At 39.0% G+C, this 4,633-nt stretch carries 4 protein-coding genes and 2 pseudogenes; 2 read left to right on the top strand and 4 right to left on the bottom strand.

Translation table 11 applies throughout. The annotated features are described in order from the left end of the window. Positions 1 to 98 (bottom strand): annotated as a pseudogene (locus tag BHE89_RS10010) (elongation factor P); the annotation flags it as partial. A gap of 48 nt (positions 99 to 146) precedes the next feature. Continuing rightward, positions 147 to 712 (bottom strand): annotated as a pseudogene (gene efp / locus BHE89_RS10005) (elongation factor P). 44 nt (positions 713 to 756) lie between these two features. Between efp and epmB the strand changes: the two are divergent. Both epmB and BHE89_RS09995 read left to right on the top strand, forming a co-directional pair. Then, positions 757 to 1,785 carry an EF-P beta-lysylation protein EpmB gene (epmB, locus tag BHE89_RS10000; RefSeq protein WP_069369761.1) on the top strand — a complete coding sequence of 343 codons (1,029 nt, stop codon included), beginning with the start codon at positions 757 to 759 and terminating at the stop codon, positions 1,783 to 1,785. 231 nt (positions 1,786 to 2,016) lie between these two features. Continuing rightward, a complete protein-coding gene (locus BHE89_RS09995) occupies positions 2,017 to 2,517 on the top strand; it encodes an NAD(P)H-binding protein (protein WP_286146048.1) in 501 nt (166 codons plus the stop codon). 233 nt (positions 2,518 to 2,750) lie between these two features. Here BHE89_RS09995 and BHE89_RS09990 read toward each other — a convergent pair whose 3' ends face one another. Then, positions 2,751 to 3,095: a DUF4156 domain-containing protein gene (locus tag BHE89_RS09990; RefSeq protein WP_069369763.1), complete on the bottom strand. Its 345-nt coding sequence runs from the start codon at positions 3,093 to 3,095 to the stop codon at positions 2,751 to 2,753. 325 nt (positions 3,096 to 3,420) lie between these two features. Continuing rightward, positions 3,421 to 4,530, bottom strand: a complete 1,110-nt coding sequence (locus BHE89_RS09985; RefSeq protein WP_286146047.1) for a cation:proton antiporter domain-containing protein — start codon at positions 4,528 to 4,530, stop codon at positions 3,421 to 3,423. Between the last annotated feature and the right edge of the window lie 103 nt (positions 4,531 to 4,633).

Below are 4,633 nucleotides of genomic sequence, written 5' to 3'. Positions count from 1 at the left end.
ACGTATTCACCTGAACGGGTATCCACTTTGATAACTTCACCGATTTGTACAAACAGTGGAACTTTAACAACCGCACCAGTGCTTAATGTTGCTGGTTTAATTATTTATTGTGCTTAACGCTACATCCAGTAAAATAATCTATGCGATTATTTTACACGCGATACGTATTCACCTGAACGGGTATCCACTTTGATAACTTCACCGATTTGTACAAACAGTGGAACTTTAACAACCGCACCAGTGCTTAATGTTGCTGGTTTACCACCTGTACCTGCGGTGTCACCTTTCAGACCTGGATCAGTATCAACGATTTCTAATTCAACAAAGTTTGGTGGAATAACAGCGATAGGACGATTATCCCACAGTGTTACGATACACTCAGCTTGGTCAATCAACCATTTTGCGTTTTCGCCAACCGCTTTCTCATCGGCAGCTAATTGTTCGAATGTTTCGTTGTTCATGAAATGCCAGAACTCACCGTCGTTATACAGGTAAGTTAAGTTGATATCCATGACATCTGCACCTTCAGCAGAATCAGTAGATTTAAATGTTTTTTCCAGTAATTTGTTAGAAATCAGTTTACGCAGACGCACACGAGCAAATGCCTGACCTTTACCTGGTTTAACAAATTCACATTCAGTAATGACGGCTGCTCGCCATCTAACATGATTTTAAGACCTGAACGAAAATCGTTGGTATTATAAGAAGCCATGAATATCCTCTAACTTTTTTAATTTAAAATGGCATAGCCAAAAAATGGCACACATTGTAACTCATAATCACCCCACCAGAGAAGTCTGGTTAACACAACTCGCGCAGGCAATCAGTGATCCTGTTGAATTACTCCAACTTTTAGCGTTGGAAGATCACGCTGATCTCCAAAAAGGGGCTCAGGCGCGACGACTTTTTCCGCTAAGGGTTCCCCGTGAATTCGTTGCACGCATGAAAAAAGGCGATCCTAACGATCCATTACTTTTACAAGTATTAACTGCAAATGCTGAATTTACCATAACACCGGGATTTTCTACGGACCCATTAGATGAGCAACAAAATGCGGTGCCGGGTTTATTACATAAATATCAGAATCGTGCATTGCTTCTGGTCAAAGGTGGTTGCGCTGTCAATTGTCGCTACTGTTTTCGTCGTCATTTTCCCTATGAAGATAACAAAGGAAACAAAGCAAATTGGCAAAAGGCAATAGAGTATATCAAAAATAACCCAAAACTCGATGAAATCATCTTCTCTGGAGGCGATCCTCTTATGGCGAAAGATGATGAGCTTGATTGGTTAATTACACAATTAGAAGCGATCCCTCATCTTAAGCGCTTACGTATCCACTCTCGCTTACCCGTGGTTATTCCTGCACGTATTACTGATACCCTATGTAAACGCCTGCAACAATCGCGTTTACAAAATATCATGGTACTGCACATCAATCATGCCAATGAGATTGATGATACATTGAGAAAAGCCTGTTCAAAGCTAAAAAATGCCAACGTCACACTATTGAATCAAGGTGTGTTATTACGAGGTGTCAATGACCGTGCTGAAATCCTTGCGGATTTAAGTCGCGCCCTCTTTGATGCTGGCATTATGCCATATTACTTACATGTTCTCGATAAAGTACAAGGTGCTGCTCACTTTATGGTGCCAGACAATGAAGCGAGAGAAATTATGAAAGCACTAATGAGCTTAGTTTCAGGTTATATGGTACCTAAACTCACTCGTGAAATTGGTGGTGAACCAAGTAAGACGTTACTTGATTTAGGGTTACGTCAAGAGTGATCCATGATACTAACCCATACTATTTACGTTTAGATGATGTCATTAATCCAACATAATCACACAAAAGTGACTACACTATAAAGATAGGTTTTGTGGTGATTTTCATAAAAATCATTTATCTAATTAAGTTATGTTCACTTTCTTTCATTATGAAAAAGCACCTTCTTTGGTGCTTTTTGTCTTTTAAATCAGTGAACACTTAAATAATATTGAGGAGACAATATGAACATAATGGTAATCGGTGCAAAAGGTCGAGTTGGGTATAAATTAGTTGAAACATTATTAGCTAAGGGACACTATGTCATCGGAACTACCAGAAAAATCTCACACTCATCTAAAATCAAAAATTCACATTATCGTGAAATTGAACTAGATATCACAAAACCTTTGTCTTCCATTTCTCATAAATTCCCTGAACATGTAGATGCCATCTATTTTACAACGGGCTCTAGAGGGGACGATCTATTACAGGTTGATCTACATGGTGCCGTAAAAACCATGCAGATTGCCATGAAGAAAGGTATAAAAAGATATATCATGCTTAGTGCAGTAAATTCTTTATTACCTGATAAATGGACCACATTAGTTGATTATTTTACTGCTAAATATTTTGCAGATCTTTATCTGATCAATCAGACCCACCTCGATTACACAATAATTCAAGCTGGTTATTTAACTGAACATTCAGGAACACATAAGATCTGCACAAAAAAAAGAAGAAATACCCGCTGATGGCGAAATATCTATTGATAATGTAGCCTTAACACTGGCTGAAATTTTAGACAAGAAGAATACCTTTAAAAAATGTATTCCAATATTAGATGGTGATATCGAGATAAAAAAGGCTATTAAGCAGATCTAAATACTCAATAAAGTTACCCTTAATAATAAAAAACAAATCTGACCTCAAAGAAAAGAGATATTGAGGTCAGATCTTGGTACTTAAAAAGTAACCACATATTCAATTACTGACACTTATAAACTTGCCCACTCATTTTGCTATCTAATGGTGCAAAGCTATCAACAAAGCTACCTGCGTCAGTACCCACGTTAAAAATAACGTTACCTCCCATTGCGGCTGCTTTATTACGCAGATCATTAGCAGCACCTCGCAGTGATTGGCTTTCAGTACGGGAACCTGATAACCAGTTATTTTGAACACCTGTCACTGTTCCTAATAATTGGCATTCACTGCCTGGTTGCGTATCAGTGATTTGTACCTGTGAGCCCGCAGTGCTTAATGTGTTTGTTGCAGAACAGCCTGCTAGTAACAACGCTGCAGCAGCTCCCAATAACAATTTAATTCGCATGATCCCCTCATTTATTTGAGTGTCCGTTTAGTCATGACAACAATATACCTTGTCATCCCTATTGTGCGCAAAAATAAATCATCATTGCTATCTCACATTAGCCAATAGCTTTAAGATATTATTTTCGCTTTAAACTTATTTTAACGTACTAATTCAGCTTTGAGATAGACAAAGCAATAATGCCTCTATTCTACACCGCTTTTATGCTTTTAAAACGGTCTGATCTCTTTTCGACTTACACAGTGCGAGAATGAACACACAATTCGTTCATTTTTTTAAAATCGTCAGACAATCAATCATCATCTGACGATAATATTGCCCTAAATTAACTCAAATGATGATTCAGCGCTTCTTCTTTTAAATCTAATTCATGGCGTAAACGATGAAAAATATGTTCGCTAATATGACGTGATTTACGTAACTGCTGTAATGTATCACGCTCTATTTTTAACGCACTGCGCGACAACTGGCGCTCCATGCTAAACAAGCGTTTCAGATCAAGCGCTCCTTCTTGCACACTGTCTTCACTATCAAGGCGACGGCTATAAATTTCTAATAAATGCGAACCAGCTTCATTGCGTAGTGACATCTCATCAAGATCTTCACAAGGCTGATTCATTAACTCATTAATATGCGCAATCGCTGCTTCGTTTAACGCTAAACGCGTACGAATTTCATCATTTTCATAAGGTAAATCTTCTGATAGCCCTTTAGTTAAAATCGGCAATGCAATTGTGGCTATCAATAATGAACAGAGAATAACGCCCATCGCAATAAAAATGGCGAGATCTCGTGTTGGGAAAGGTGAGCCGTCTGTCATTAATAAAGGCAAAGTTAAGATACCCGCTAACGTAATCGCCCCTCTGACACCAGCCGTTGCCATAATCGCCATTAAGCGCAGATCATGGCGAGATAAACGTTTATCAGGAGAGCGGAATACTGTCAGTGACATAGAGATCCACACCCATGTAAAACGTAGTACAGCAAGCCCTATTGTAATAACGATGATATAACCTAAAACAGCCCAAGGATTAGTTGCACCCGCTGATTGCGTCACTTCAGGTAAAATTTTCCACATTGCAGGAAGTTGTTCACCTAATAGAATAAAAATCATTCCATTAAGCGCAACTTGAACCGTATCCCAAACCGCTTTACTTTGCATACGTGTGGCGGCTTGCATACGACCAACAATTTTTTCGTAGTGCATTGCAATACCTGCAACCACTGCGGCTAAGATCCCCGACACATGGAAATGCTCTGCCAATAAATACGCAATAAACGGCATCAATAAGCTGATCAAAATTTGGATAGCCGGATCTTCACCGGTACGTTTAACCAAAAACTGATTTAATCGGCCAATCACGCCAGCCACAATCAAACCAATCGCCGCACCACCTAAAGCAACTAATAAAAAATTGCCCCGTTGCTGAAGCAATAGAAAAAAGAGCCTGTTAATGCTGCTACGACCGCAAAGCTAAAACAGACTAAGCCTGTAGCGTCATTAAGCAACGACTCGCCTTCTAAAATATGTGTCATAC

Source organism: Shigella sp. FC1967, assembly GCF_001743005.1.
In the GTDB taxonomy this organism is placed as follows: Bacteria; Pseudomonadota; Gammaproteobacteria; order Enterobacterales; family Enterobacteriaceae; genus Proteus.
The sequence above is the reverse complement of the archived record's forward strand: the minus strand, read 5'-3'. Positions and strand labels throughout refer to the sequence as shown.

Excerpts from the sequence above, each read along its gene's own strand:
- BHE89_RS09995 (WP_286146048.1), top strand. The coding sequence starts at position 2,017 with ATGGTAATCGGTGCAAAAGGTCGAGTTGGGTATAAATTAGTTGAAACA.
- BHE89_RS09990 (WP_069369763.1), bottom strand. The coding sequence starts at position 3,095 with ATGCGAATTAAATTGTTATTGGGAGCTGCTGCAGCGTTGTTACTAGCA.
- epmB (WP_069369761.1), top strand. The coding sequence starts at position 757 with ATGGCACACATTGTAACTCATAATCACCCCACCAGAGAAGTCTGGTTA.